The organism is Streptomyces bauhiniae (genome assembly GCF_004784475.1).
Taxonomy (GTDB): Bacteria; Actinomycetota; Actinomycetes; order Streptomycetales; family Streptomycetaceae; genus Streptomyces; species Streptomyces seoulensis.
Map to the genome: position 1 here is coordinate 315001 of NZ_SRRT01000004.1, position 24305 is coordinate 339305.

Here is a 24305-nt window from a genome sequence, read left to right on the forward strand (position 1 = left end):
ATCCTCCCGCACGGCCGGCGACCAGGCTGCGGTCAACCGTTCGCGCAGGGCTCCCCGTTGAGCCGGAACCCCCGTGGCGCCCCGTTCCCCCCGTCCCGTGTCCCCACGAACCCGAACGCGATCGTCCCGTCGGCGGCGACCTCGCGGTTGTAACTCTTGGCCTCCGCCGTGACCCGGGCGCCGTCCTGGTGGGGGGTCGCGTCCCAGGTCTGGCCGATGTGCTGGCCGTCGGGGAAGGTCCAGGTGAGCTGCCAGTCGGAGAGGGGGGTGTCGGTGGTGATGTGGAGGCTGGCCTGGAAGCCGTCGCTCCATTCGTCGTCGAGGTGGTAGGCGACGCGGCAGGTCGTACGGGTGCTCGGCGTGGGGGACGGGGTCGCGGAGGGCTTCGGGGAGGGAGGCGGCGCCGGTTCGCGAGACCGGGTCGGGGTCGGGAGCGGGGACGCCGGGACCGGGACGGTACGGGTCGTCGCCGGGGCCGCCGAGCGGGACGGGGCCGGGGTGGGGTCGGGGTGCGGAGTGTCGGGGGCGGCGATCGGCTTCTGGTCGTCGCGTGCGGAGGCGTCGGTGTCGTCCGGGGTGCCGAAGGGCATCAGGGAGACCCCCAGGGCCACCGCCGACAGCAGCCCCGCCGCCGCCAGGAGGCTGCCGCGCAGTACGCGGCCCCGCGCCGCCTCGTCGTCCGCCCGCGCCCCCGGCCCCGAGGGCGCGCCCACGCCGAGGCGGACCTCGGCGGCGCGGCGGCGGCGCTCCAGGTAGGCGAGAGCGCCCCAGCCGATGACGCCCCCGGCGAGCGCGGCCGGGATGCCGCCGCCGTGCAGGCGCAGGCAGGCGGCGGCCTCGGCGCACGGGACGCAGGTGGCGAGGTGGCGGGAGAGGTCCTCGGGGGTCTCGGCGCCGGGCGAGCGGGTGACGGCGTCCAGCAGGCGGGCGTAGCTGCGGCACTCGGCGTCCAGCGGGGTGTCGCGGTGGGCGCGGTGGCAGCGGTCGTGGAACAGCACGCGGACCTGGTCGAGTTCGGCGCCCGTGGTCAGCGGGTCCAGGCCCAGCCGCCGGGCCACGCTGGGCAGCGGGAGCGACTCCACCTCGGCGAGCCAGAGCAGCGTGGCGTCCGCCTCGGGCATGTCACGCAGACCCCGCAGCGCGATGGGCCGGCCCAGCGGAGGACCCGTATAACGGGCGGCCGCCTCTGAGTTGAGCCAGAGACGGAGGTCGGGGTCGAGCTTGTGTCCCTTGCCCGCGCTCTCCCAGCCGGCCGCCGTCTCCCGTACGGCGGTGAGGAGTTGGGGGATGACCGGCAGCCGGGCGGTACGGCCGCGCACGGCACCCTGCGCGGCCCGCAGCTCACGCATCCCCAACGTAAAGGCTTCGTCGGCCAGTTGGTGTGCCGTTCCCGCTCCGGCCGTGCACAGGTCGGCGTAGGAGAGGACCGCGTCCCAGCACTCGGCGAACAGCGCTGCCTCGGCGGCGTCCTGAGGTGGCGGCAGATCGGGCATCGGTCTCCAGCGTCCACGAGCGAGGGGCAACTCCCCACAGCGATGGTGGAGTTGGGGCCTCGCGGAGGCAGGAGCCTTTCACGCCGCCGCCGGGCTGACAAGCGGACCCGGCGGATCGGGTGAGCGGCTCGTCGCCCGGCGTGACCGGGACCGCCCGCCGCGCGCCCGCCACTCCGTCAGAAGATACGGAAGCGGGCGCTCAGCGGTTCAAAGCCCCGGAACCGCAGGCCGGTTCAGACCTCCACCCGCTCCTCCGCGGACAGGCTGTCCATGAAGGAGCTGACGGAGAACACCGCGTTGCCGGGGCCGGGCGGCCCGTAGCCGGGCGGGTAGGAGAGGCCGAAGTCGTCCATGGTGTTGCGGTACGCCTCCAGCAGCCGGATGTGGTACTCCAGCGGCGCGCCCTGCGGATTGGCCTTGCCGAGCGGGGTGGTGGGCTCGGGGCACCAGGTGGTGAAGCGGGGCGTGATGCCGTGCGACATGAAGAAGCGCAGGCCCTCGGTGGTGGAGGCGATGGCCTCGTCGACGCTGGTGAAGCCGAAGGGCTCGGCCATCTCCACGCCCGCCACGAAGTTGGGGATCACGTTGCGCGCGCCGAACACGTCGGCGGAGTCCAGGATGCGCTTGTGCCACTCGTCCCGGCCGACGTACCGCTCCTTGCCGGGGCAGTACATCTTGAACAGATACTCGTCCCACACCTCGAAGTTGGGGTGGTAGATCTGCACGCCGTAGTCCTTGAAGCGCTGGACGTCCGGCTTGGGCAGCGCCTGCGCGACGACCTTGCCGATCCAGCGGCCCGGGAAGTGCTCCTCGATGGCCTTGGCGTACCGCCCGTAGAAGTCGGCCTCGTCCAGCCCCTGGACCTTGGTCGTGATCGCGCCGCCGGTGAGCGTGTACGCGGTGGAGATCTTGGCGGTGTCGTACTTGTCGATGATCTCCAGCGCCTCGAGGACCTCGTCGACGTCCTTCACGCCCGTGTACGGGCGGCCCGCCGCCTTGTGCTGGCGCCAGTTGTGGTTGATGTCGCAGTACTGGCACTCCTCCTTGGCGCCGAAGTACTGGCAGACGCGGAAGGCGGTCAGGTAGATCAGGTAGCCCCACTGGATGGTGGGGGCCACCTCCATGACCGACTTCCCGTTGGAGAGCTTGTGCCGGTAGTACTCCGGCATCGGCGGCACGCCGACGTCGGAGATCCGCTTGCCGTCGAGGTAAAGGCCGAGCTGGCCGTGCTCGTCAGCGGCGACCCGGTAGGGGGAGGCGGGGTTCACCCGTACGGAGACGACCGTGCGGCGCAGGTCGTAGGGGCCGCCGGTGAGGATGATCTCCTCCGGGGGCCTGCGGAGCGCGGCCTCGCCCAGCTCGGGGAGGGTGCCGTGGTCGAAGGAGAAGATGAAGTACGACTTCGGCTTGACCTCGCCGTTCTCGTTGTCGCTGAGGGCCGAGGCGTCGAAGGCGACTCCGCCCCGGAGCAGGTCCTCCTTGAAGACGGCTTCCCGCGGCACATGCGGGAACCGCTCCATCAGATCCTCGACCAGCGCGGTGCGGCTGCCCATCCCTGTCTCCTCCGGCTAAGGTCCCGGCTCACACGTACATCTCACACCGTATGCCCCCACTTCCCGGCAAGCCCTCCCGGGGGGGGGCTGTGAGCCACGCGACGTGTTGTCCCTCGGTCCGGGTCTCCCCAGGTCACGGGAGTGATGAGAGGGTCTGGGCACAGGCACTCTCGGGGAGGGACGGCAGGGATGACCAGGTCGGCGCGGGCGGTCACCAACTGGGCGCGGAACATCACGTACACGGCCGACGAGTTCCACCGGCCCACCTCGCCGGACGCGCTGCGGGCACTGGTGTCGGACAGCGCGCGGGTGCGGGTGCTGGGCAGCGGGCACTCCTTCAACCGGATCGCGGACCCCGGCGCCGGGGGCGTACTGCTGTCGGTGGCCGGGCTGCCCCCGGTGATCGACGTGGACACGTCGGCCCGGACGGTACGGGTCGGGGGCGGGGTCCGGTACGCGGAGCTGGCCCGTACGGTGCACGCGCACGGGCTGGCGCTCGCCAACATGGCGTCCCTGCCGCACATTTCGGTCGCCGGGTCCGTCGCGACGGGCACCCACGGCTCCGGCGTGGACAACGGGCCGCTCGCCTCGGCGGTGCGTGAGGTGGAGCTGATCACGGCGGACGGCGGCACGCTGCGGATCGCCCGCGGCGACGCCCGTTTCGACGGCGCCGTGACCTCGCTGGGCGCGCTCGGCGTGGTCACCGCCCTCACCCTCGACCTGGAACCGGCGTACGAGGTCGAGCAGCACGTCTTCGCCGAACTCCCCCTGGACGGGCTGGAGTACGAGACGGTCGCGGCCTCGGCGTACAGCGTGAGCCTGTTCACCGACTGGCGGGCACCGGGGTTCCGGCAGGTGTGGCTGAAGCGGCGCACCGACCAGGCACCGGTGGACTTCCCGTGGGCCGAGCCGGCGGCCGGGGCGATGCATCCGGTGCCGGGGATGCCCGCGGTCAACTGCACCGAGCAGGGCGGTGTGCCCGGCCCCTGGCACGAGCGACTGCCGCATTTCCGGGCCGAGTTCACGCCCAGCAGCGGTTCGGAACTCCAGTCGGAGTACCTGTTGCCGAGGGCGGACGCCCTGGCCGCGCTGCACGCCCTGGACGCGATCCGGGAGGCGCTCGCCGGCGTGGTGCTGACCTGTGAGGTCCGTACGGTCGCGGCCGACGCGCAGTGGCTCAGCCCGGCGTACGGGCGGGACTCGGTGGCGCTGCACTTCACCTGGATCGAGGACGCGGCGCGCGTGCTCCCCGTGGTCCGCGCGGTGGAGGCCGCGCTCGGCGCGCTGGACGCCCGGCCGCACTGGGGGAAGGTGTTCGCGATGCCGTCGGCGGTCATCAGGGGGCGGCTGCCCAGGCTGGCCGACTTCCGGGCGCTGGTGGCCGAGCTGGACCCGGCGAGGAAGTTCGCCAATGAATTCGTGCGGGAGATTCTTTCCTAGAGCCTCTAGGATGTGCGCTAGGCATCCAAGGAGGTGGGTCCATGGCGCGTGCGGGGATTACGGCCGACCGGCTGGTCGCGGCCGCCGCCGAACTCGCGGACGAGGCCGGCTTCGAGCACGTCACCCTCTCCGCGCTGGCCCGGCGCTTCGGAGTGAAGGACGCCAGCCTCTACTCGCACGTCCGGAACCTGAACGACCTGCGCACCCGGCTGGCGCTGTACGCGGGCGGCGAGCTGATCGACCGCATCGCGGCGGCGGTCGCCGGACGCGCGGGCCGGGACGCGCTGACCGCCTTCGCGAACGCGTACCGCGCCTACGCCCTGGAGCACCCCGGCCGGTACGCGGCCACCCAGATCCGCATCGACCAGTCCCTGATCGCGGACTCCCCCGCCCTGCGCCGCACCGCCGAGATCACCTACGGGATGCTGCGCGCCTACGGCCTGAACGAGCCCGACCTCACGGACGCGGTACGCCTGCTGCGCAGCACCTTCCACGGCTACTGCGTCCTCGAATCGGCGGGTGGCTTCGGCGCCGGCCGCGCGGTGGACGCCTCCTGGGAGAAGGGGGTCGAGGCGCTGCACCGGGCGCTGGAGAACTGGCCGAGGGAGAGCGCGTGAGGACCCCCGACTTCGACGTCACCGGCACCGGCCCGGTGCTGCTCCTCCTGCCGGGCGGCGCCGGGCATCCGATGGGGCTCGGCCCGCTGGTCGCGCGGCTGGCGCGCCGGTTCACCGTGGTGACGTACGACCCGCTGGGCCTGGCGCACGGGCGCCTCGGGGAGCCGGTGCCGGACCAGCGGCCGGAGGACTGGGCGGACGGCGCGGACCGGGTGCTGGCCGCCGTGCTGCCGGCCGGTGAGCTGGCGTACGTCTTCGGGACCAGCTCGGGCGGGATCGCGGCGCTCGCGCTGGCCGCGCGGCACCCGGCGCGGCTGGCGCACGTGGTCGCGCACGAGCCGCCGTGCGCGCTGGTGCTGCCGGACGGGGCCGAGCGGCGCCGGGAGCTGATCGCCGCGCTGGCCGGGCCCGGGCGACCGCCCGCCGAGGGGCCCGACGCGACCCCGATGGGCGTCTTCCTCGCGCATGTACTGCGCCCGTTCACCGCCTACGTCCCCGCACCCCCGCTCGCCCGGCTGACGCTCGCCGCAGGAGCGGACTCACGCGGCCAACTCCCCCACCGCACGGCCGCGTTCCTGTCCGGCGGCCCCCTCCTCGAACTCCCCGGCGGCCACCTCGGCACCGTGGAGCACCCGGAGGAGTTCGCGGACCGGCTCGCCGAGGCCCTCACCTCGATTAGCGTCGAGGGATGAGCACCGATCTGGCCACCGCCCTCACCGAGGGCCCGCCGCTCGTCCTGGACGGCGGCCTCTCCAACCAGTTGGCGTCGGCCGGGCACGACCTGAGCGACGAGCTGTGGTCGGCCCGCCTGCTCGCGGAGGCCCCGGAGGCGATCACCGAGGCCCACCTCGCCTACTACAGGGCCGGTGCCGACGTGGCGATCACCGCCAGCTACCAGGCCACCTTCGAGGGCTTCGCCCGGCGCGGCATCGACCACGCGGAAGCCGCGCGCCTGCTGACCTCCAGCGTCGAACTGGCCCGTGCGGCCGCCCGCCGCGCCGAGGCAACCCGCCCCCTCTGGGTCGCCGCCTCGGCGGGCCCGTACGGCGCGATGCTCGCGGACGGCTCCGAGTACCGGGGCCGCTACGGCCTGACCCGCACCGAGCTGGAACGCTTCCACCGCCCCCGCCTGGAGGTCCTGGCGGAGGCCGCCCCCGACATCCTGGCCCTGGAGACGATCCCCGACACCGACGAGGCAGCGGCCCTCCTGCACGCGGTACGCGGCCTGGGCATCCCCGCCTGGCTGTCCTACACCATCGACGGCAACCACACCCGCGCCGGCCAGCCCCTGGAGGCGGCATTCGCCCTGGCCGCCGACGCCGAGGAGATCATCGCGGTGGGCGTGAACTGCTGCGCCCCCGAGGACGTCCCGAGAGCGGTGGAAACCGCGGCCCGGATCACCGGCAAACCAGTGGTCGCCTACCCCAACAGCGGCGAGACCTGGAACGCGCGAACCCGCTCCTGGGACAACGCCCCCACCCTCACCCCCGCCCTCTCCACCACCGGCGCCCGCCTCGTGGGCGGCTGCTGCCGCGTGGGCCCGGAGACGATCACCGCGATCGCGCGGGCTCTGGGCCGTACCTGATCACTCGCCGGACGCGGCTTCCTGTGCCGCCATGACCTCGTCACCGTGGTCGAAGGCCCAGGCGCCCACGGCGCCGATGGGGGCGAGGAAGGTCCGCCCCAGATCGGTGAGCCGGTACTCGACTCGCGGCGGCGCTCCGGGCCGCGGCCGCCGGGCCACCAGGCCGTTGTACTGAAGGCGGCGCAGTGTCTCGGTGAGGACCTTGGAGCTGATGCCCCCGATCCGCTCCCGCAGTTCGACGGGGCGGAGCGGTCCGTCGCGCAACGCCCAGAGCACGACGGCGTTCCAGGTGTTCGAGAGCAGGTCGAAGGCGAGGCGGGCCCGGCAGTCGGCGAGGAACGCGTCGGTCGTCACGCACCACATGGTGCCCGACGGGCTCCCTACCGTCGTTCCGGACGACCGAACGGGGCGAAGGGACGAACGATGAGGATCGGCGTACTGGGGACGGGCAACATGGCGGACGCCCTCGCCACCCACTGGGCGCGGGCCGGGCACGAGGTGCTCATCGGCGGGCGCGACCCGCACCGGGCGGCGCGCCTGGCGCGGGGCGTCGGTGGTGCCGCCCGTGCCGGCGGACTGCGCGAGGCGGCCGGGTTCGGGCAGGTGGTCCTGGCCGCACTGCCCTTCGGGGCGGGCGAGGAGGTGGTCGGCCGGCTGGGCCCGGCGCTGTCCGGGACGACGCTGCTGGACTGCTCGAACCCGGTGGGGCCCGGCTTCGGACTCCTCACGGCCCGGGGCCCGTCGGCCGCGGAACGGCTGGCGTCGGCGGCGCCGGAAGCCCATGTGGTCAAGGCGTTCAATCTCTGTCACGAGGACGTGTGGCGCATGCGGCCTCCGGTCTTCGGCGGCCGCGCCCTGTCCGTCCCGCTCTGCGGCGACGACGAGGAGTCCCTCGCGCTCGCCCGGGAACTGGTCCGGGACACGGGCTGCCTGCCGGTTTCGGCCGGGCCCCTCGCCCGGGCCGCCCTGCTGGAGGCGGCCGCCGCCCTGTTCATCGGGCTGTGGGTCGGTGAGGGAGCGGACGTCCAGTCGATCGTGCCGCCGCTGGCCTGGGCGTCCGGCCCCGCCCACTAGCGCGCGGCTGCTCAGCGCCTCCGCAGCACCGGGGACCTCCGCAGGCGCCGTACCGCCGCGAGGCGGTCGGGTGACGGGGTCTGGCGGGGGACGAGGGGGCGCGTCCAGAGGGCGAGTTCCGCGTCTCGGGGGCCGTGGGCCAGGTGGGGGCCCGTGGTGGCGAAGACGCGGGTCGGGTGGGCGGCGTCCCAGGAGGGCCAGCCGGGGTCGCCCGTGGTGGCGAAGTCGACCCAGGAGGTGTGCATGGTGTCGGCGAGGGACTGGGGGGCGCCCTTGCCGGCCAGTTTCACGGCCTCCTCGACCTCGCCGGTGTCGAAGACGAAGCCGAGTTCCAGGGAGTGGCAGGCGCCGAGGGCGGGGCGGAGGGACGGCCAGGCGAATTCGTACACGTGGGAACGGGACGGGCGGGCGTCGGCCAGGCGGTGCAGGGGGAGGCGGAGCATGTGGTCGGTGACCATCTGGCCGACCAGCTCGGCGGCGCCCGCCTCGGGGTGCAGGGCGCGGTAGCCGCGCGGGACCTCGGAGCCGACGTGGCAGCGGGCCATCGCGCCGGCCAGCGCGACCGCGCCGAGCCGGTCGACGTGCTCGACCAGGCCGCCGGGCACCAGCCAGAGCCGGTACTCGTCGCGGGTCCAGCCCATCAGCAGGTCGACGCCGTGCGCCGCGTCGCCTGCGGTGAGGGCGGCCAGCGGGTCGGTGGGGACGAGGTCGCCGTCGACGACGATGCCGAAGCCGGGCCCGCCCAGGATGGGGCTGCTGCGGCGGCTGACCTCGGCCTGGGTGCGCAGCAGCAGGTCGCGGTCGACGTCGGCGAAGGCGGCTGCGGTCGCGGGGATCTTCAGGCGGGTCGCCATCCGGCGGACCATGCGCCGGACCTTCTCCCGGTCCGAGACCTCCGGCGCCCCGCTCTGGAGCACCGCCCGCCGGACCAGTCCGCGCGCCTGCGGGGCCGCGATGAGCACGCCCGTGCTGATGGCGCCGGCCGACTGCCCGGCCAGGGTGACGTTGCCGGGGTCGCCGCCGAAGGCCGCGATGGACTCGTGGACCCAGCGCAGCGCGGCGAGCTGGTCGCGCAGGCCCAGGTTGGCGGGGGCGTCGGGGAAGAGTCCGTAGCCCTCGACGCCGAGCCGGTAGTTGACCGAGACGAGGACGACGCCGTCGCGGGCGAAGGCGCGCCCGTCGTACACCGGTACCGCCGAGGAACCCCTGGTCAGCGCGCCGCCGTGCAGCCAGACCAGCACCGGGAGACGGGCGCCGGGGCCGGGCTCGGGGGTCCAGACGTTGAGGCTCAGACAGTCGTCGCCGGGGACCGAGGGGTCGGAGAGGTACTGGGCGAACGCCTCGGAGTACGGGGGTTTCGGCGGGGTCGGCCCGAAGGCTCCGGCGTCGCGCACGCCGTCCCAGGGCTCGGGCGGCTCGGGGGCGCGGAAGCGGCGGATGCCGAAGGGGGGTGCGGCGTAGGGGATGCCACGGAACACCGCGTTCCCGTGCTCGTACCGGCCGCGTACCGCGCCGTACGGGGTGCGGGCCACCGGGCCCGTCCGGTCAGCCGTCATCGCCCACCAGCCCTTCGTCGCCGGTGCGGCCGCCGTGGCGGCACGCACCACATCTGTCTCTCAGAGCGCCGCGCGGAGTGGATCTATTCCGGCGCACCGACCGTCCGTACGGTCAGTCGTCGTCCTGGTGGCCCTTGGGCGGCTGGTGGCCGTTGCGGGTGTGGCCGCGCAGCCGGCCGGTGATGTCCTCCGGGGGCAGGAAGCGGGACCAGCGCTCGGGGAACTCGGACGGCATGTCCGGGTCGTCCGGGTCGGCGTCGCGCAGCCCGGCCGCCCAGGCGACGTAGTCCGCGACCTGGGCCTCCCGCTGGCGTTCGTTGGCCTCGCGGGCGGCGGCGGTCGCGGCGGCGGGCCAGACCCGGTCGATGGCGGCGTTGACGGCGGCGCCGACCAGCACGGCGAAGGCGGACACGCCGATCCACAGCAGCACCGCGACGGCGGCGGCGAGGGAGCCATAGATGGTGGCGCCCTCGATGGTGTGGGTGAGGTAGACGCGCAGCAGGAGGCTGCCCAGGACCCACATGGCGAGCGCGACCAGCGCGCCGGGCACGTCCTCGATCCACGGCGAGCGGACCGGGACGGAGACGTGGTACAGCGTGGTCAGGAAGACGATGGAGAGCACGATGACGACCGGCCAGTACAGCACCTGGACGACCGTCGCCGACCAGGGCAGCACCCCGACCACCGCGTCCGGCCCGGCCACCATCAGCGGCAGCGCCACCGAGCCGATCAGCAGGGCGACCACGAACAGCAGGAACGCCATGATCCGGGTCTTGACGATGCCCCGGACCCCGTCGAGGCCGTACATCACGGTGATGGTGTCGATGAAGACGTTCACCGCGCGCGAGCCCGACCAGAGGGCGAACAGGAAGCCGATGGAGATGACGTCGGGCCGGCCGCCCTTCATCACGTCGTCCAGGATCGGCTCGGCGATCTCCTTGACGCCCTTGTCGGACAGGACGGTGCGGGAGGCTTCGAGGAGGTTGGTCTCCAGGCTGTGGATGGTGTCGGCGCCGGTCCAGTCGTCGACGTAGCCGAGCAGGCCGATGAGGCTGAGCAGCAGCGGGGGCACGGACAGCAGCGTGAAGAACGCGGCCTCGGCGGCGAGGCCCAGGATGCGGTACTCCATGCAGGAATTGACGGTGTCCGTCAGCAGCAGCCAGGCCGTCCTCCGTTTGGAGACGTTCCGGTAGAGAGCCTTGGCCCGGTGGAGGCGACCGTGGGGCCGCTGGGAGGATTCGCTTGCTGACTGCACGTCCTAACGGTATCCGCCGCACCACGCGCCCCTCACCTCGCGGGGGCACGCTTGTGCGGCGACCCGGCGGACGGTGCGGCGCCGCGGGGGCGGTGCCGCGCCGACTCGGCACCGCCCCCGCGACACGGGCCCGCGACGGGGCGCGAACGCCGCCCTTGAGGCGGCGCGGGAGTCAAGTCTCCTGCCGCCCTTCCGGGTTCACCAGGGTTGCAGGGGGTTGCAACTTGTCGCCGACAGTGCGCGGAGGGTGTTCCCCCCGACCGGGGACCGACGGCAGTATGGGGGCGTCGGCCGACCGGAAACCGCCCTCCGGACGGCTTGACAGGGCCGTGCGCGCTGTCCGGAGAGGGAAGGACTCCCGTGGTGAACCCGCCAAGTGACGTGGCGCGTCCGACCGCCGCCGACCCGCCGCGCACGGCGCGCATGCTGGCGCAGGTCCGCGAGGCGACGCTCGCCGGGCGACGTGCGCCGATGGCACCCCGGCCGGTGATCGGACAGTCCTGGGAACGGATGCTGCGCGACGGCGTCGACCCCGACCGGGACGTCAGGGCGGGGCTGTTGAGCGCCGAGGAGGTGCGCCGCCGCCGGGAGGAGTCGCCGCTCCGGCACGTCCTGCCGGTACTGCGGGAGGGGCTGCTTTCGGTCGCGGACGTGGCCCGCCACATCATGGTCGTCGCGGACGCGGACAGCCGGGTGCTGTGGCGGGAGGGCTCGCCCGCCGTGCTGCGCCGGGCGGACGGGCTCGGCTTCGAGATCGGCGCGGACTGGAGCGAGGCGGTCGTGGGCACCAACGGGGTCGGCACCCCGGCGGTGGTGCGGCGGCCGGTGCAGGTGTTCGCCGCCGAGCACTTCGTCCGCTCGCACGCCGCCTGGACGTGCGCGGGAGCGCCGGTCACCGATCCCCGGGACGGGCGGCTGATCGGCGTGGTGGACATCAGCGGTCCGCTGGAGAGCATGCATCCGGCGACCCTCGCCTGGGTGGAGTCGGTCGCCCGGCTCGCCGAGGCCCGGCTGCGCGAGCTGCACCTCGGCTCCCTGGAGCAACTGCGGTCGGTGGCCGCGCCGGTGCTGGCCCGGCTGGACGGACGCGCGCTCGTGGTGGACCGGGACGGCTGGTCGGCGGCGGTGACGGGGATGCCGTACGTACGCCGCATCACGCTGCCCAAGTCGCTTTCTCTGGGCAGGCGTTGGCTGCCGGGGCTGGGGATGTGCGCGGTGGAGCCGCTGGCCGGGGGCTGGTTGCTGCGGGCGTCCGCCGAAACGCCGGACGGCACGGGGAGGTTGGTGCTCGACCTGTCCCACCCCGAGCGCCGGCTGCTCACGGTGTCCGACGCGGGCGGCACCTGGACCCGTGAACCCAGTGAGCGGCACGCGGAGTTGCTGTACCTGCTCGTGGCCCAGCGTGCGGGGCGCAGTGCGGCGGGGCTGGCCGAGGACGTGTTCGGCGACCCCTCCCGCACGGTCACCGTCCGCGCGGAGATGTCGCGGGTACGCCGATATCTCGGGGCGCTCCTCCTGCATCGGCCGTACCGGCTGCGGGAGGACGCGGAGGCCGAGGTGCTGCTCCCGGACGACCCCCGTGACCTGCTGCCGCGCTCCACGGCACCGGGGATCGCGGTGCGCCGCACGGCACACGGGACGCGTTGAGCGCCCCCTTTCACGCCGGGCGCCTCCTGCCGCACACCGGGCACCTTCCGCGTATTTGCGGCCTCTTGGCCCCGGCGCGCCGCGTGCTGCCGTAGCATCCGAGGCGGGTCCGCCCCGTGCCGGGTGATCAACATGACGATCGCCGGGCGCAGTTGGCCCGCCTCGGGAGGAGACATGAAGCAACGCGGCAGACACCGCAGGCGCAGACGGGGCGTGGCGTTGCGCGCGGCCCTCACCGGGACCGGACTGGCGCTCACCGCGGCGGCCACGCTGATCAGCACCTCCCAGGCCGAGGTCGCCGGGAACCCCGGCGCGCTCAAGCCGCTCACCTCCGCCTCCGACACCGCCCCGCTGCGTCTCCAGGAGCGCCTGGAGCCCGCCCCCGTGCTGAACCGCCTCTCCGCCGCCATGGGCCGCCCGGTCGGCGTGGACACCGTGCTCGGCGACGCCGACCGCCGGATGCGGACGGGCGCCGACTGCGCGGGCGACGACCGCTCCTCGCTGCCGCTGACCCCCGAGGCCACCCGTTCGTACTGCTGGGACCCGGCCGACACCGCCGACACCGCCTGGCGCCCCGCCGCCGTGACCACCTCCGGCGACGCCGACGAGGACGGCGTCTGGGGCAGCCACCGGGTCGTGCTCACCGGCTGGACGCACGCCACCGATACCGGCCGCGCGGCCGAACGCGGCCTGACCCGCGTCGCGTTCACGAATCTCGACGACCCCGCCCGCCCGGTCTACCGCTGGGTCCTGCTGGTGGTGCCGGTCGACGGCGGCCGGGACTACCGGCCCCTGACCTCGGGCGTCTCCGGCATGGTCTGGAACCACGGCAAGCTGCTGGTCACCACCTCCGACGGCGGCGCCGAGGCGCTCTACGTCTACGACCTGGACCGCATCCAGCGCACCACCACCAACGAGCCCGCCGTCGGCCGGGTGCCGCACGGCTGGTCGGCCGCCGGGTACCGGTACGTACTGCCCGCCGTGGGCTCCTACCGCTACACCCGCGGCCGCTGCGAGGGCGGCCGCCCACCCTGTCCCGGCCCGCTGGCGCTGGACCGGAGCACCGCCCCGGACAGCCTGGTCGCGGCCGAGCGCACCTCCCCGGACGGCGCCCGCCGCGCCCGGCTGTGGCGGTACGCGTTCAGCGCCGCCCCCGCGCGAGCCGGCCTGCTCGCCACCGACTCCGCCGGGCACACCGACGCCGTCGAGGTGTTCCGGACCAAGGCGCGCGGGGTGCGGGGCGTGCTGTCGTACCGGCACGCCGGGGCGGAGGGCGCCTCCTGGTACACCGGCCAGTTGCCCGGCGCCGAGGACGGCCGGGGCGGGCTGTGGCGGCAGGACGCGGACGGCGCGAAGGGGGCCCGCTGCGGGTCGGACGGCTCGCACCACTGCTGGACCGAGTCGGCGGTGTCGCTGTCGTACTGGCAGGAGACCGGCGAGGTGTGGTCGCTGTCGGACCGGATGCTGTTCGCGGTCCCGCTGGCCTCGCTGGAACGCTCGCTGGACTGAGCCGTGACCTGGCCGCCGACGATCGACAGGCCCGTGGGCGGGATGATTCCCTGAGCCCATGAGCAGCGTCCCTGTCACCACCTGGTCCCTGGAACAGACCTCGCCGTCCGACCTCCTGCCCGCAGCGGCCCCCGAGGGCGACGCGGTGCGGATCGTACGGGCCGAGGTGCCGTCCCCCGAGTTCAGCCGGTTCCTGTACGCCTCGGTCGGCGGCGACATCCGCTGGACCGACCGGCTCGGCTGGACCCACGCCCGGTGGGCGGAGTACCTGGGGCGGCCCGGCGTGGAGACCTGGGTGGCGTACGAGCGGGGCACGCCCGCCGGGTACGTCGAGCTGGAGGCGACCGGGGAGGGCGTGGTGGAGATCGCCTACTTCGGGCTGCTGCCCGCGTTCCGGGGGCGCCGGATCGGGGGGCACCTGTTGTCGTTCGGTACGGCGCGCGCCTGGGACCTGGCGGACCGGTGGCCGGATCTCGCCCCGGTGAAGCGGGTGTGGCTCCACACGTGCAGCAAGGACGGCCCGTACGCGCTGGACAACTATCTGCGGCGCGGCTTCACCCTGTTCGACACGAAGGTGGAGCTGGAGGCGGACCTCCCGACGCCGGGACCGTGGCCCGGTGCGTTCCTGGGCGACTGAGCGGAACCCACCCCTCACCCGCGTCTCACCATTCAGAATAGATCCGTCCATATGCCGGACAATGGTGGACTGCCCGGAGACGTGCGTGACACGCTGCCGTCATGTCTGGAACTGGAATCGCCCTGGTGAGTCGACGCCACGTCGACCTCGGCCGCATGTCCAGCGCCATGTGTCGGGCGAGCTGAGCACTCCAGCACCGCCGACCTCTTTCTCCACCCCCGTTCAGCGCAACGCCGCGCAGGTATGCCCGCGTGCGTACATGCGCGCAGGCCAGAGCCGATTTTCCGCCTGTTCCTAAGGACGTAGAACCATGGCCCCCAGTCCCCAGGACCCCGCTGCCGCCGCGCCCCGCCGCAAGGTGAGTCGTCACCGTGGTGAGGGCCAGTGGGCGGCCGGACACCACACCCCGCTCAACGGCAACGAACAGTTCAAGAAGGACGACGACGGTCTCAATGTGCGGACACGCATTGAGACGATCTACTCCAAGCGGGGCTTCGACTCCATCGACCCCAACGACCTGCGCGGCCGCATGCGCTGGTGGGGTCTGTACACCCAGCGCAAGCCCGGTATCGACGGCGGCAAGACCGCCGTGCTCGAACCGGAGGAGCTGGACGACAAGTACTTCATGCTGCGCGTCCGCATCGACGGCGGCCGGCTGACCACCGCCCAGTTGCGCGTGATCGGCGAGATCTCGCAGGAGTTCGCGCGCGGCACCGCCGACATCACCGACCGGCAGAACATCCAGTTGCACTGGATCAGGATCGAGGACGTGCCCGAGATCTGGCGGCGCCTGGAGGACGTCGGGCTGTCCACCACCGAGGCGTGCGGCGACACCCCGCGCGTGATCCTCGGCTCGCCGGTCGCGGGCATCGCCGAGGACGAGATCATCGACGGCACCCCGGCCATCGAGGAGATCCAGCGCCGGGTCATCGGCAACAAGGCGTTCTCCAACCTCCCCCGCAAGTTCAAGTCCGCGATCTCGGGCTCGCCCCTGCTGGACGTGGCGCACGAGATCAACGACATCGCGCTCGTCGGCGTCGAACACCCCGAGCACGGACCAGGGTTCGACCTGTGGGTGGGCGGCGGACTGTCCACCAACCCGAAGATCGGCGTCCGGCTGGGCGCCTGGGTGCCGCTCGACGAGGTGGCCGATGTCCACGAGGGCGTCATCTCGATCTTCCGGGACTACGGCTACCGCAGGCTCCGCAACCGCGCCCGGCTGAAGTTCCTGGTCGCGGACTGGGGCCCGGAGAAGTTCCGCCAGGTGCTGGAGGACGAGTACCTCGGCCGCAAGCTGATCGACGGCCCGGCGCCCGAGCAGCCGGTGGAGCGCTGGCGCGACCACGTCGGTGTGCACCGCCAGCGCGACGGCCGCTTCTACGTCGGATTCGCCCCGCGCGTCGGCCGGGTCGACGGTGCCACCCTGGCGAAGATCGCCGGGGTCGCGGAGGAGCACGGCTCCGGCCGGGTCCGTACCACCACCGAGCAGAAGATGATCGTGCTGGACGTCGAGGGCGACCAGGTCGACTCCCTCGTCGCCGGTCTCGAGGCGCTGGACCTCCGGGTCACCCCCTCGTCGTTCCGGCGGGGCACGATGGCCTGCACCGGCATCGAGTTCTGCAAGCTGGCCATCGTCGAGACCAAGGCGCGCGGCAGCGCCCTCATCGACGAACTGGAGCGCCGCCTGCCGGAGTTCGACGAGCCGATCACCATCAACCTCAACGGCTGCCCGAACGCCTGCGCCCGTATCCAGGTGGCGGACATCGGTCTCAAGGGCCAGTTGGTCGTGGACGAGGACGGCAACCAGGTCGAGGGCTACCAGGTGCACCTGGGCGGCGCGCTCGGTCTGGAGGCGGGCTTCGGCCGCAAGGTGCGCGGTCTGAAGGTGACGTCGAAGGAGCTGCCCGACTACGTCGAGCGCGTCCTGCGCCGCTTCGAGGCCGAGCGCGCCGACGGCGAGCGGTTCGCCGTGTGGGCCGCGCGGGCCAGCGAGGAGGCGCTGTCGTGAGCGAGCGTGCCGCACCGTTCCACTGCCCCTACTGCGGGGACGAGGACCTGCGCCCGAGCGAGGAGGGCCACGGCGCCTGGGAATGCGGAGCCTGCAATCGCGCCTTTCAGCTCAAGTTCCTCGGGCTGCTCGCCCGGGGGCTGAAGCGGGGCGACGACGGAGGGGACGACCGGATATGACGACCGCTCAGAAAGAGCGCACCGAGGACGAGTTGAGGGAACTGGCCGAGCGCGCCGGCCGTGAGCTGGAGGACGCCTCCGCGCTGGACGTACTGCGCTGGGCGGTGGACACCTTCGGCGAGAAGTTCTGCGTGACCTCCTCCATGGAGGACGCCGTGGTGGCCCACCTGGCCTCGCGGGTGCGGCCCGGCGTGGACGTGGTGTTCCTCGACACCGGCTACCACTTCCCGGAGACCATCGGCACCCGGGACGCCGTCGACGCCGTGATGGACGTCAACGTGGTCACGCTCACCCCCGAGAAGACCGTCGCCGAGCAGGACGCGGAGCACGGGCCCCGGCTGCACGACCGCGACCCCGACCTGTGCTGCGCCCTGCGCAAAGTGCAGCCGCTGGAGGCGGGCCTGACGGAGTATCAGGCGTGGGCGACCGGACTGCGCCGGGACGAGTCGCCGACGCGGGCGAACACCCCGGTCGTCGGCTGGGACGCCCGGCGCCGCAAGGTCAAGGTCTCCCCCATCGCCCGCTGGACCCAGGACGACGTGGACGCCTATGTCGCCGAACACGGCGTGCTCACCAACCCGTTGCTGATGGACGGCTACGCCTCGGTGGGCTGCGCCCCCTGCACCCGGCGGGTGCTGGAGGGCGAGGACGCGCGGGCCGGCCGCTGGGCCGGGCGGGGCAAGACCGAGTGCGGGCTGCACGGATGACGACCGATCGATACGAGGAGCGAGAACACGTGACGACCGGAGCCACCGTCTGGCTCACTGGTCTGCCGAGCGCCGGCAAGACCACCATCGCCACCGAACTGGCCGGCAGGCTGCGCGCCGAGGGCCGGCGCGTGGAGGTGCTCGACGGCGACGAGATCCGCGAGTTCCTCTCGGCCGGGCTCGGCTTCGCCCGCGAGGACCGGCACACCAACGTCCAGCGCATCGGCTTCGTGGCCGAACTCCTCGCCCGCAACGGCGTATTGGCGCTGGTCCCGGTGATCGCGCCCTACGCCGACAGCCGTGAGGCGGTGCGCAAGCGGCACGCGGCGAACGGCACCCCGTACCTGGAGGTCCATGTGGCGACCCCGGTCGAGGTGTGCGGCGAGCGGGACGTGAAGGGGCTGTACGCCCGGCAGGCGGCGGGCGAGCTGACCGGGCTCACCGGCGTGGACGACCCGTACGAGGAGCCGGTGGCGCCGGATCTCCGGATCGAGACGCAGGGACAGAGCGTCACGCAGTCGGCGGCCGCGGTGCACGCCCTGCTCGGCGAGAGGGGACTGGCATGACGACCGTCGCCAAGGTGACGGGTGGCGGCGAGGGTACGGACAGCCCGTACGCCCTCTCCCACCTGGACGCGCTGGAGTCCGAGGCGGTGCACATCTTCCGCGAGGTGGCAGGCGAGTTCGAGAACCCGGTGATCCTGTTCTCCGGGGGCAAGGACTCGATCGTCATGCTCCACCTCGCGCTGAAGGCGTTCGCGCCGGCGGCCGTGCCCTTCGCCCTGCTTCATGTGGACACCGGACACAACTTCCCCGAGGTGCTGGAGTACCGGGACCGTGTGGTGGCCGCACATGGGCTGCGCCTCCATGTGGCCTCCGTACAGGACTACATCGACCGGGGTGTGCTCAAGGAACGTCCCGACGGCACCCGGAACCCGCTGCAGACGCTGCCGCTGACGGAGAAGATCCAGAGCGAGCGGTTCGACGCGGTCTTCGGCGGCGGCCGGCGCGACGAGGAGAAGGCCCGCGCCAAGGAGCGGGTGTTCTCGCTGCGCGACGAGTTCTCCCAGTGGGACCCGCGCCGCCAGCGCCCGGAGCTGTGGAACCTGTACAACGGCCGCCACGCGCCCGGTGAGCACGTCCGGGTGTTCCCGCTGTCCAACTGGACCGAGCTGGACGTGTGGCAGTACATCGCCCGCGAGTCCATCGAGCTGCCGGAGATCTACTTCGCGCACGAGCGCGAGGTCTTCTCCCGCAGCGGCATGTGGCTGACCGCCGGCGAGTGGGGCGGCCCGAAGGACACCGAGCCGGTCCAGACGCGGCTGGTGCGCTACCGCACGGTGGGCGACATGTCCTGCACGGGCGCCGTCGACTCCGACGCGACCACGCTGGAGGCGGTCATCACCGAGATCGCCGCGTCCCGGCTCACCGAGCGGGGCGCCACCCGCGCCGACGACAAGCTCTCCGAGGCCGCGATGGAAGACCGCAAGCGCGAGGGGTACTTCTGACCATGAGCACCATCACCGCCGAGGCGCTGTCGGCCACCACCCTGCTCCGGTTCGCCACCGCAGGCTCCGTCGACGACGGCAAGTCCACCCTGGTCGGACGGCTGCTGCACGACTCCAAGTCGGTCCTGGTGGACCAACTGGAGGCCGTGGAGCGGGCGTCCGCGAGCCGGGGCCAGGAGGCGCCGGACCTGGCGCTGCTCACCGACGGCCTGCGGGCCGAGCGCGAGCAGGGCATCACCATCGACGTGGCCTACCGCTACTTCGCCACCCCGCGCCGCCGCTTCATCCTGGCCGACACGCCGGGCCATGTGCAGTACACCCGGAACATGGTCACCGGCGCCTCCACCGCCGAGCTGACCGTGGTCCTGGTCGACGCCCGCAACGGCGTGGTCGAGCAGACCCGCCGCCACGCGGCCATCGCCGCCCTGCTGCGCGTGCCGCACGTGGTGCTCGCGGTGAACAAGATGGACCTGGTCGGCTACGAGGAGAGTGTCTTCGCCGCCATCGCCGAGGAGTTCACGGCGTACGCGACCGAGCTGGGCGTCCCCGAGGTCACCGCGATCCCGATCTCGGCGCTCGCCGGGGACAACGTGGTCGACGCCTCCGCCCGGATGGACTGGTACGGCGGCCCGACCGTGCTGGAGCACCTGGAGACGGTGCCGGTCAGCCACGACCTGGCGCACTGCCACGCCCGGCTGCCGGTGCAGTACGTGATCCGCCCGCAGACCGCCGAACTCCCCGACTACCGGGGGTACGCCGGGCAGATCGCGGCCGGCACCTTCCGGGTCGGCGAGGAGGTCACGGTGCTGCCGTCCGGCCGCACCTCCACCATCGCCGGGATCGACCTGCTGGGCGAGCCGGTCGACGTCGCGTGGACCACCCAGTCGGTGACCGTGCTGCTCGCGGACGACGTGGACGTCTCGCGCGGCGACCTGATCGTGCCGAGCAAGGACGCGCCCGCGACCACGCAGGACGTGGAGGCGACCGTCTGCCATGTGGCCGACCAGCCGCTGACCGTCGGCCACCGGGTGCTGCTCAAGCACGGCACCCGCACGGTCAAGGCGATCGTCAAGGACATCCCGTCCCGGCTCACCCTGGCCGACCTGTCCCTGCACCCGCATCCGGGGACGCTCGCCGCCAACGACATCGGCCGGGTGAAGATCCGTACCGCCGAGCCGCTGCCGGTCGACTCCTACGCCGACTCGCGCCGCACCGGCTCCTTCATCCTGATCGACCCCAGCGACGGCACCACCCTCACCGCGGGCATGGTCGGCGAGTCCTTCGCCGCGCCCGAGCCGGTGACGGAGGGCGACGACGACGGGTGGGACTTCTGACCATGCGGGCCACCGAGGTCTTCTCGACGTTCGCCAAGGAGGGCGGCCGCATCGGCAGCGGCGCGCTCGGCTCCGGGCAGGGCGGGGTCGCACGATGTGCGCGCTGACGTACGCGCACCGCTCGCGCGCCCTGCTCCCCCACGCAATGCCCTCCTCCCACCCGACGACGTCCCGGTTGCGACGACGAAGACCCATCGACCTCCCGGCCACGGCCTGACCGCCGTGACCGCCGGGCCGACGAGAGGAAACGCCTCCCGTGCCTGCCATCAGTTCGCCGCTGCCGCGCCGCGGTCTCACCGTGCTCGCCGTACTCCCCCTGCTGGCCCTCGCGGCCTGCGGTTACGGGTCCGAGGCCAAGGACGACGCCGCCAACCAGAAGGTCGCCGCCGGGGCCAAGAAGATCGACGGCCTGGACTCCGTCAAGATCGGCTACTTCGGCAACCTCACCCACGCCACCGCGCTGGTCGGCCGCCAGCAGGGCCTCTTCCAGAAGGAACTGGGCGCCACCAAGGCCGACTACGCCACCTTCAACGCGGGCCCCTCCGAGATCGAGGCGCTCAACTCCGGCTCCATCGACATCGGCTGGATCGGCCCCTCCCCCGCGATCAACGGCTACACCAAGTCCGGCGGCCGCAGCCTGAAGATCATCGGCGGTTCGGCGTCCGGCGGGGTGAAGCTGGTCGTGAACCCCAAGAAGATCAAGTCGCTGAAGGACGTCAAGGGCAAGCGGATCGCCACGCCCCAGCTCGGCAACACCCAGGACGTCGCCTTCCTCAACTGGGCGGCGGAGCAGGGCTACAAGGTCGACGCGCAGAGCGGCAAGGGTGACGTCACCGTGGTCCGCAGCGACAACAAGGTGACCCCGGACGCCTTCAAGGCCGGTTCCCTGGACGGCGCGTGGGTGCCGGAGCCGACCGCGTCCAAGCTGGTCGCCGAGGGCGGCAAGGTGCTGCTGGACGAGTCCGACCTGTGGCCGGACAAGAAGTTCGTGATCACCAACGTGATCGTGTCGCAGAAGTTCCTCAAGGCCCACCCGAAGGCCGTCGAGGCGGTCCTGCGGGCGTCGGTGCGCACCAACAAGTGGATCAAGGCGAACCCGGACGCGGCGAAGGAGTCGGCGAACAAGCAGTTGGAGGCCGACTCCGGCAAGTCGCTGCCCCCGGCCGTGCTGGACCCGGCGTGGAAGTCGATCCAGACCACCGACGACCCGCTGGCCGCCACCCTGGACACCGAGGCCGACCACGCGGTCAAGGCGGGCCTGCTGGCCAAGCCCGACCTCAAGGGCATCTACGACCTGACCCTGCTCAACAAGGTCCTCGGCGCCGAGGGCGCCCCCAAGGTCGACGCCGCCGGGCTCGGCACCGACTGACCGACGCCAACCGATGAGTCCCCAGGAGGTGACGACCATGGCCACCACTCTCACCAAGGCCGGCCCGGCGGTCGAGTACGCCGCCCGCCTCGACCACGTCTCGAAGTCCTTTCCGGGACCGGGCGGGCAGCAGCTCGTGCTGGACGACATCAGCCTCGATGTCGCGCCCGGCGAGTTCGTCACCCTCCTGGGGGCCTCGGGCTGCGGCAAGTCGACCCTGCTCAACCTGGTCGCGGGCCTGGACCGGCCCAGCGCCGGGTCCATCGACACCGACGGCCGCCCGGCCCTGATGTTCCAGGAGCACGCCCTCTTCCCGTGGCTGACCGCGGGCAAGAACATCGAACTCGCCCTGCGCCTGCGGGGCGTGCCCAAGGGCGAGCGCCGCGACAAGGCCGAGTCGCTGCTCGAACTGGTCCGGCTGAAGGGCGCGCACGGCAAGCGGGTGCACGAGCTGTCCGGCGGTATGCGGCAGCGGGTGGCACTCGCCCGCGCGCTGGCGCAGGAAAGCGGACTGCTGCTGATGGACGAGCCGTTCGCGGCCCTGGACGCCATCACCCGCGACGTGCTGCACGACGAGCTGACCCGCGTCTGGACGGAGACCGGCCTGTCCGTGCTCTTCGTGACGCACAACGTGCGTGAGGCGGTACGGCTGGCCCAGCGGGTCGTGCTGCTGTCCTCCCGGCCGGGCAAGGTCGACCACGAGTGGACGGTGGACATCCCGCAGCCGCGCCGCATCGAGGACGCCCCCGTGGCGGAACTGTCCCTGGAGATCACCGAGGCGCTGCGAGGGGAGATCCGCCGCCATGGCCAGCACTGAGACGACACCGGCTCCCGACACGGGGAGCGTGGAGGCGGGCCTCGACGCCCTGGAGACCCCGCGCGGCGCCCGGGTGCCGCTGCGGCAGACCCTGGTCACCAAGGTGCTGCCGCCGGTCACCGCCGTACTGGTGGTGCTGCTGGTCTGGCAGGGCCTGGTGTCCTTCGGGGTCGTCTCCGACCCCACCAAGCTGCCCGCGCCGAGGGCGGTGTGGGACGCGGTGCAGCGGGACTGGCTGGAGGGCAAGCTCCTCGGCTACATCTGGACCAGCGTCTCGCGCGGTCTGCTCGGCTTCGGCCTGGCCCTGCTCATCGGCACCCCGCTGGGGCTGCTGGTGGCGCGGGTGAAGTTCGTGCGCGCGGCCATCGGCCCGATCCTGTCCGGCCTCCAGTCGCTGCCCTCGGTGGCCTGGGTGCCCCCGGCGGTGATCTGGCTGGGGCTGAACAACTCGATGATGTACGCGGTGATCCTGCTCGGCGCGGTGCCCTCCATCGCCAACGGCCTGGTCTCCGGCATCGACCAGGTGCCCCCGCTGTTCCTGCGGGCGGGCCGCACCATGGGCGCCGGCGGGCTGCGCGGGGTCTGGCACATCACGCTGCCGGCCGCGCTGCCCGGCTATGTGGCCGGGATGAAGCAGGGCTGGGCGTTCTCCTGGCGCTCGCTGATGGCAGCCGAGATCATCGCGTCGTTCCCCGATCTGGGCGTCGGTCTTGGCCAGTTGCTGGAGAACGGCCGCAACGCCCTCGACATGGCGATGGTGTTCGAGGCCATCCTGCTGATCCTGTTCGTCGGCATCGCGGTCGACCTGCTGATCTTCAGTCCGCTGGAGCGGTGGGTGCTGCGCAGCCGGGGCCTGCTGGTGAAGAGCTGAACTCCCATGCACCACAAACCCGTTCTCCTGATCGTCGCCCACGGCAGCCGTGACCCCCGGCACGCCGCGACCGTGCACGCCCTGGTCGCGCGGGTGCGCTCGATGCGGCCGGACCTCAGGGTGGTGACCGGCTTCCTCGACTTCAACGTGCCCTCGGTCGGCGGCGTGCTCAAGTCGCTGGCGGCCGACGGGGTGCGCGAGGTGGTGGCGCAACCGCTGTTGCTGACCCGCGCCTTCCACGCCAAGGCCGACATCCCGGCCGTGCTGCGGGAGGCGCCGCGCGGGATGCGGGTCCGCCAGGCCGAGGTGCTCGGCCCGTCACCGCTGCTGGTCTCGGCGCTGGAACGGCGCCTGTACGAGGCGGGGCTCGACCCCGCCGACAAGTCCTCGACCGGGGTCGTGCTGGCCTCGGCGGGGTCCTCCGACGCGGAGGCGATCGCGGTGATCGCCGACATCGCGCGGGAGTGGTGGCGCACCGGTTGGTGCGCCGTGCGACCCGCGTTCGCCTCCGCCCGCCTTCCACGCACCGAGGACGCGGTACGCGAGCTGCGCGCCCAGGGGTGCGAGCGGATCGCCGTCGCGCCCTATGTGCTGGCGCCGGGCTTCCTGCCCGACCGGATCGCGCGGGGCGCGGCGGACGCGGACGTCCTGGCCGATGTGCTGGGGCCCGCGCCGGAGGTGGCGCGGGTGCTGCTGGACCGCTACACCGAGGCGCTGCGGTCGGTGCCGGTGGCCGTGGGGGCCTAGAGGTTGAGCGCGGTGGTCAGGCGCCGGGTGTACTCGAGGGTTCCGGTGCCGGCGGCGGCGCCGATGCAGAGGTCGTCGAGCTGGTGGCGGATGCGGCCCCGGTTGGGCGGGAAGCCGTCGTCGGCGGCGAGGGCCAGCTCGGCCTGGATGATCTCGCCGTGCTCCAGGAGCACGGGGTACTCGGCGTGCAGCGCGGCGACCAGTCCGTCCGCGAGCCGGATCAGGGTCTCCAGGTCGGTCCCGTCGCCGCCGGGTACCGGGCGGCCGGAGGTGCTGCCGGGGTGGTTGTACGCGTTCACGTCTGTCGTCCTCACTCCTGATCCGGGGGCCTTACGGGGGCCGGGCTGCGGCGAGGGAAGCGTGCCGGGTCGGCTCGGTCGGTGACGTTACCCACGAAGCG

At 72.9% G+C, this 24305-nt stretch carries 25 protein-coding genes; 19 read left to right on the forward strand and 6 right to left on the reverse strand.

Features of this window, described 5'->3' with window-relative positions:
* Positions 1-32: 32 nt before the first annotated feature.
* On the reverse strand, positions 33-1493 hold the full coding sequence (locus E5083_RS15355) for a cellulose-binding domain-containing protein (RefSeq protein WP_135786250.1): 1461 nt from the start codon (positions 1491-1493) through the stop codon (positions 33-35).
* 233 nt (positions 1494-1726) lie between these two features.
* Positions 1727-3046: a radical SAM protein gene (locus E5083_RS15360; protein WP_135786251.1), complete on the reverse strand. Its 1320-nt coding sequence runs from the start codon at positions 3044-3046 to the stop codon at positions 1727-1729.
* 189 nt (positions 3047-3235) lie between these two features.
* On the opposite strand from E5083_RS15360, the gene E5083_RS15365 reads away from it, so the two are divergent.
* The 4 genes from E5083_RS15365 to mmuM are packed head-to-tail and all read left to right on the forward strand — an operon-like array spanning position 3236 to position 6688.
* On the forward strand, positions 3236-4486 hold the full coding sequence (locus E5083_RS15365; protein ID WP_135786252.1) for an FAD-binding protein: 1251 nt from the start codon (positions 3236-3238) through the stop codon (positions 4484-4486).
* Positions 4487-4527: 41 nt separating this feature from the next.
* The gene (locus E5083_RS15370) at positions 4528-5103 is read left to right on the forward strand and encodes a TetR/AcrR family transcriptional regulator (protein ID WP_135786253.1); all 576 of its coding nucleotides are present in this window, start codon (positions 4528-4530) and stop codon (positions 5101-5103) included.
* Complete coding sequence (locus E5083_RS15375; protein ID WP_135786254.1) at positions 5100-5795, forward strand: alpha/beta fold hydrolase; 696 nt, start codon at positions 5100-5102, stop codon at positions 5793-5795. Before E5083_RS15370 ends, E5083_RS15375 begins: the two co-directional genes overlap by 4 nt.
* Positions 5792-6688: a homocysteine S-methyltransferase gene (mmuM, locus tag E5083_RS15380; RefSeq protein WP_135786255.1), complete on the forward strand. Its 897-nt coding sequence runs from the start codon at positions 5792-5794 to the stop codon at positions 6686-6688. The genes E5083_RS15375 and mmuM overlap by 4 nt, the downstream gene beginning before the upstream one ends.
* Here mmuM and E5083_RS15385 read toward each other — a convergent pair whose 3' ends face one another.
* Positions 6689-7042, reverse strand: a complete 354-nt coding sequence (locus E5083_RS15385) for a winged helix-turn-helix transcriptional regulator (RefSeq protein ID WP_135786256.1) — start codon at positions 7040-7042, stop codon at positions 6689-6691.
* Between the two features lie 69 nt (positions 7043-7111).
* On the opposite strand from E5083_RS15385, the gene E5083_RS15390 reads away from it, so the two are divergent.
* Positions 7112-7762 (forward strand): NADPH-dependent F420 reductase, encoded by a 651-nt coding sequence (locus tag E5083_RS15390; protein WP_135786257.1) that lies wholly within the window; start codon positions 7112-7114, stop codon positions 7760-7762.
* 11 nt (positions 7763-7773) lie between these two features.
* Here E5083_RS15390 and E5083_RS15395 read toward each other — a convergent pair whose 3' ends face one another.
* Positions 7774-9318 carry a carboxylesterase/lipase family protein gene (locus E5083_RS15395; RefSeq protein WP_208754067.1) on the reverse strand — a complete coding sequence of 515 codons (1545 nt, stop codon included), beginning with the start codon at positions 9316-9318 and terminating at the stop codon, positions 7774-7776.
* Between the two features lie 112 nt (positions 9319-9430).
* A complete protein-coding gene (locus E5083_RS15400) occupies positions 9431-10573 on the reverse strand; it encodes a YihY/virulence factor BrkB family protein (RefSeq protein WP_135786258.1) in 1143 nt (380 codons plus the stop codon).
* Between the two features lie 360 nt (positions 10574-10933).
* Between E5083_RS15400 and E5083_RS15405 the strand changes: the two genes are divergently transcribed.
* From E5083_RS15405 to E5083_RS15470, 14 genes are all read left to right on the forward strand, one after another.
* The gene (locus tag E5083_RS15405; RefSeq protein WP_135786259.1) at positions 10934-12220 is read left to right on the forward strand and encodes a GAF domain-containing protein; all 1287 of its coding nucleotides are present in this window, start codon (positions 10934-10936) and stop codon (positions 12218-12220) included.
* A 174-nt stretch (positions 12221-12394) separates the two neighbouring features.
* Positions 12395-13729, forward strand: coding sequence for a hypothetical protein (locus E5083_RS15410; RefSeq protein WP_135786260.1), 1335 nt, complete (start codon positions 12395-12397; stop codon positions 13727-13729).
* Positions 13730-13787: 58 nt separating this feature from the next.
* Entirely contained in the window at positions 13788-14366 is a 579-nt protein-coding gene (locus tag E5083_RS15415; RefSeq protein WP_135786261.1) for a GNAT family N-acetyltransferase, read from the forward strand.
* A 101-nt stretch (positions 14367-14467) separates the two neighbouring features.
* Positions 14468-14551 (forward strand): putative leader peptide, encoded by an 84-nt coding sequence (locus tag E5083_RS32260; RefSeq protein ID WP_350748019.1) that lies wholly within the window; start codon positions 14468-14470, stop codon positions 14549-14551.
* Positions 14552-14676: 125 nt separating this feature from the next.
* Complete coding sequence (locus E5083_RS15420; RefSeq protein ID WP_135786262.1) at positions 14677-16374, forward strand: nitrite/sulfite reductase; 1698 nt, start codon at positions 14677-14679, stop codon at positions 16372-16374.
* Positions 16371-16553 carry a hypothetical protein gene (locus E5083_RS15425; protein ID WP_030802517.1) on the forward strand — a complete coding sequence of 61 codons (183 nt, stop codon included), beginning with the start codon at positions 16371-16373 and terminating at the stop codon, positions 16551-16553. Before E5083_RS15420 ends, E5083_RS15425 begins: the two co-directional genes overlap by 4 nt.
* Complete coding sequence (locus E5083_RS15430) at positions 16550-17260, forward strand: phosphoadenylyl-sulfate reductase (protein ID WP_135786263.1); 711 nt, start codon at positions 16550-16552, stop codon at positions 17258-17260. Before E5083_RS15425 ends, E5083_RS15430 begins: the two co-directional genes overlap by 4 nt.
* Positions 17257-17826, forward strand: a complete 570-nt coding sequence (gene cysC, locus E5083_RS15435) for an adenylyl-sulfate kinase (protein WP_135786264.1) — start codon at positions 17257-17259, stop codon at positions 17824-17826. The genes E5083_RS15430 and cysC overlap by 4 nt, the downstream gene beginning before the upstream one ends.
* The gene (gene cysD, locus E5083_RS15440; RefSeq protein WP_135786265.1) at positions 17823-18767 is read left to right on the forward strand and encodes a sulfate adenylyltransferase subunit CysD; all 945 of its coding nucleotides are present in this window, start codon (positions 17823-17825) and stop codon (positions 18765-18767) included. The genes cysC and cysD overlap by 4 nt, the downstream gene beginning before the upstream one ends.
* A gap of 2 nt (positions 18768-18769) precedes the next feature.
* Entirely contained in the window at positions 18770-20101 is a 1332-nt protein-coding gene (locus E5083_RS15445; protein WP_135786266.1) for a sulfate adenylyltransferase subunit 1, read from the forward strand.
* A 256-nt stretch (positions 20102-20357) separates the two neighbouring features.
* The gene (locus E5083_RS15455; RefSeq protein WP_135786267.1) at positions 20358-21470 is read left to right on the forward strand and encodes an aliphatic sulfonate ABC transporter substrate-binding protein; all 1113 of its coding nucleotides are present in this window, start codon (positions 20358-20360) and stop codon (positions 21468-21470) included.
* A 37-nt stretch (positions 21471-21507) separates the two neighbouring features.
* A complete protein-coding gene (locus tag E5083_RS15460) occupies positions 21508-22287 on the forward strand; it encodes an ABC transporter ATP-binding protein (protein ID WP_135786268.1) in 780 nt (259 codons plus the stop codon).
* The gene (locus E5083_RS15465) at positions 22274-23158 is read left to right on the forward strand and encodes an ABC transporter permease (protein ID WP_135786269.1); all 885 of its coding nucleotides are present in this window, start codon (positions 22274-22276) and stop codon (positions 23156-23158) included. Before E5083_RS15460 ends, E5083_RS15465 begins: the two co-directional genes overlap by 14 nt.
* Positions 23159-23164: 6 nt before the next feature.
* Complete coding sequence (locus tag E5083_RS15470; protein WP_135786270.1) at positions 23165-23905, forward strand: sirohydrochlorin chelatase; 741 nt, start codon at positions 23165-23167, stop codon at positions 23903-23905.
* Here E5083_RS15470 and E5083_RS15475 read toward each other — a convergent pair.
* Positions 23902-24204: a hypothetical protein gene (locus E5083_RS15475; protein WP_086692670.1), complete on the reverse strand. Its 303-nt coding sequence runs from the start codon at positions 24202-24204 to the stop codon at positions 23902-23904. The two genes, E5083_RS15470 and E5083_RS15475, sit on opposite strands and share 4 nt — an antisense overlap.
* Positions 24205-24305 lie beyond the last annotated feature (101 nt).